The organism is Immundisolibacter sp. (assembly GCF_041625615.1).
Classification (GTDB): Bacteria; Pseudomonadota; Gammaproteobacteria; order Immundisolibacterales; family Immundisolibacteraceae; genus Immundisolibacter.
Map to the genome: position 1 here is coordinate 1 of NZ_JBFJTF010000208.1, position 2581 is coordinate 2581.

The 2581-nt window shown below is 67.0% G+C and carries 3 protein-coding genes; all 3 read right to left on the reverse strand.

All coding sequences use genetic code 11. The annotated features are described in order from the left end of the window. Positions 1-161: 161 nt before the first annotated feature. Complete coding sequence (locus ABYX71_RS11465) at positions 162-821, reverse strand: LuxR C-terminal-related transcriptional regulator (protein ID WP_372696627.1); 660 nt, start codon at positions 819-821, stop codon at positions 162-164. A gap of 69 nt (positions 822-890) precedes the next feature. After that, entirely contained in the window at positions 891-2264 is a 1374-nt protein-coding gene (locus ABYX71_RS11470; protein ID WP_372696628.1) for an HlyD family type I secretion periplasmic adaptor subunit, read from the reverse strand. After that, the coding region (locus ABYX71_RS11475) for an ATP-binding cassette domain-containing protein (protein WP_372696629.1) at positions 2261-2581 on the reverse strand (321 nt) is incomplete at its 5' end. The genes ABYX71_RS11475 and ABYX71_RS11470, both read right to left, overlap by 4 nt.

The window sequence follows — 2581 nt, forward strand, 5'->3', positions numbered from 1 at the left end:
CCGTACGGCGACGATCGGCTATTGGCTTTAGGTACAACCCGCCGTCCTGTGTGCAGTACTTCACACAGGACAGTACGCCGCCGCACACGATCCCAGCGCCGTCCATACGCGGCACGGACGCGGACAGCGACAGAGCCCGCAAAGCGCGGGGGCGCCGACGGTCAGTGCAAGCTCTTGCTCAGTTGGGTGTCATCACTGGCGAGTCCGGCGACCAGCAACGCCAACTGCAGACGCCCCGCAACGCCAAGCTTGCTGAATACCGACCCCAGATGGGCCTTGACCGTGCGCTCGGTGATATCGAGCCGCCGGGCGATGACCTTGTTGCTGGCGCCCTCGCCGATCAGCAGCGCAATCTGCCGTTCCCGCGGTGTCAGGCTGCCCAGATCCACGGCGGCGACGGCGGCTTTCGGCTCGACGGCGCGGCTGTTGGCGACCAGGCCGACCAGGCGATCGACGAGTTTACGACCGACCCATACCTCCCCGCCCTGCACCGTCGCCAGTACCTTGCCCAGCAGTCGGGGGTCGATGTACGCATTGCAGTAGCCCCGCACGCCCGCACGCAACAGCTCGAAGCCCTCGTCCTCGCTCGGTGCGTGACTGAGCGCCACCACACGGCACTGCGAATGACGGCCGATGAGCCCGGCGACACCCGCCACGCCCCCCAGCCCGGGAAGCGCCACATCAAGCAACACCAGTTGCCCCGCCTGCCCGTCCAGGGTACGCGCCAGCTCCGCCTGGTCATGCACCGGCACGGCGTCGTCTGGCACACCACTGCCCCAGCGGCGCAGAACGTCCTGGTCACCACTGGCCAGCACGATCATGGCAACGCCTCGCTGCGACGCGCTCCGGCGCCGCTCGCCCGGATGCATCCGACACACACACCGCGCATCTCAGCGCTCCCTCAGCGCCCGCTCGCGCGCACGCTCGATGGGCCACAACAAGTATTTCAGCACGCTCTTGCGTCCAGTCAGTACGTCGACGGTAGCGGTCATTCCCGGAATTATCGGCAGCGACACGCCATCCTTGACGTACCCGCGATCCAGCGTGCGCACACGGATCAAATAGTAGCTGCGCTCCTCACCGCGACCGTCTTCCTGCGTGATGGCATCCGCACTGATGTGTTCCAGGGTCGCCTCGAGCGCGCCGTAGATGGTTGAGTCATAGGCGGTCAGCTTGACCATGGCACGCTGGCCCGGGTGCAGAAAGGCGATGTCGCGCGGCTGCACCTTGGCTTCGACCAGCAGCGTGTCCTCCAGCGGAACGATCTCGACCAAATCCATGCCCGGCTGCACCACCCCGCCGACGGTGGACACCTTCAGCCGCTTGACGGTGCCACGCATCGGAGAACGCACCGCCGTGCGCGTGACCCGGTCCAGGGCCGCCGTGTTGTTCTCGGCGGTGGCGGCCAGTTCGGCCTTGGCCTCGTTGAGCTGCGCCTGCGCCTCGGTTCGGAACTTGATGCGCGCGTCCTCGATCTTGGACTCGGCCTCGTCCAGTGCCGCCCGTGCGGCCGGCAGGCGCAGCCGCACGCCATCCAGATCACCGCGTATCTCGTTGACCTGCCGCTTCAAACGCAGCAACTCCACCTGCGAGATAACGCCTTCCGCCGCGAGCGGCTCGGTGCGCACCAGCTCTTCACGCAGCAGGGCATAGCTGCGCTCCAGCTGGCCGGAAAGCGAACGCATCTCGGCCACTTCCTGCCGGCGCTGGTCGCGCTGCTGTTCGAGGATCTGCACCGTCGAGGCGAGTTCCTGCTGACGCGTGTGATACAGCCGGCGGGCATCCTCGGCCAACTGCGGCGCGTCCTGCTTCACTTCGTCCGGCAGCTGCAGCGGCTTGCCCTCCGTCTCGGCAATCAGGCGGCTGACCTGCGCCAGCAGCGCCAGGTACTTGAGCCTGCCTTCCTGATACGAGGACGCGAAGCGGGTGTCGTCGATGCGCACCAGGATCTGGCCCTTGTCGACCACATCGCCCTCACGAACCAGGATTTCCTGCACGATGCCGCCTTCCAGGTTCTGCACGACCTGCACCTGACTGGACGGGATGATCTGTCCCTCGGCATGCGTGACCTCATCCACCTCGGCCAGGGCTGCCCACACCAGGCCCACCACCAGCAAGACCGCCACGGCCACCAGGATCAGGTGGCCGGCCGGATGGGCGGGGTCCACATCCACCGCAACCGCGTCATCCATGAAGTCCAGATCCGCCCGTTCGAAACCGCGCTTGGGGGCGGCCTTGTCCGCCTGGCGATGCGACCCGCTCATGCCGGCCGCCCGGTCAGACGGCCGCCGCGCAACGCTTCGAGCACCTGATCCTTGGGCCCATCGGCAACGATGCGTCCACCGTCCATGACAATGATGCGGTTGACCAGCGACAGCAGCGAGGCGCGGTGTGTCACCAGCAGCAGGGTACGGCCTTCCAGCAACGGCGCCAGGCGGTTCTTGAACTGCTCCTCGGTGGAGTTGTCCATCGCATTGGTCGGCTCATCCATGATCAGCACCGGCGGCTCGAGCAGCAGGCCACGGGCGATGGCAACCGCCTGACGCTGACCGCCGGAAAGCCCCTCGCCGCGCTCGCCCAC